Origin of the sequence: Shigella sp. FC1544 (assembly GCF_001722145.1) — a bacterium.
In the GTDB taxonomy this organism is placed as follows: domain Bacteria; phylum Pseudomonadota; class Gammaproteobacteria; order Enterobacterales; family Enterobacteriaceae; genus Escherichia; species Escherichia coli.
The window spans coordinates 1-503 of sequence record NZ_MECT01000425.1; the positions used below are offsets into that span (position 1 = coordinate 1).

Below are 503 nucleotides of genomic sequence, written 5' to 3' on the forward strand. Positions count from 1 at the left end.
ACTGGCCGATAAACCGGGTCGGCGAACTGCTCCCCTGGCGCGTAGCACTGCCGACTGAATAACACATCCCCGTCAATACGGTTCTTGCTGCACGCTTACAGATGTTCTATTTCCCGTTCATCTTCTTCGATCTTTTCTTCGGCGCGGGCCAGTGCAGAGCGCAGGAAGGCCTCCGTCTCTTCAACCAGACTCAGTTGCTGGTCTTTCTGACGGAGCTGGCATTCCAGTTCTGCAATGCGAATGAGGTATTTTTGATTCATGGCCGTTTTTATAATCCGGCCATGACATTTTTACAACATTGTCAGTGCGTTAAGGCGGGATGTTTTTGGCTGACGCCAGTCCAGCTTATCGAGGAGCATTGCCAGTTGCGAGCGGGTAATGGATACCTTGCCGTCACGCACAGCAGGCCAGATAAACTGGCCTTCCTCCAGGCGTCTGGTGAACAGGCACAGACCATCAGCATCAGCCCACAGGATTTTAATCATGTCACCCCGTCGGCCACG

1 protein-coding gene and 1 pseudogene are annotated in these 503 nt (G+C 53.3%); both read right to left on the bottom strand.

The genetic code is table 11. From position 1 onward, the window contains the following. Window positions 1-98 precede the first annotated feature (98 nt). Window positions 99-260, bottom strand: a pseudogene (locus BGK49_RS29680) (IS66 family transposase); the annotation flags it as partial. A 30-nt stretch (window positions 261-290) separates the two neighbouring features. Next, the coding region (gene tnpB, locus BGK49_RS17565) for an IS66 family insertion sequence element accessory protein TnpB (protein ID WP_146628135.1) at window positions 291-503 on the bottom strand (213 nt) is incomplete at its 5' end.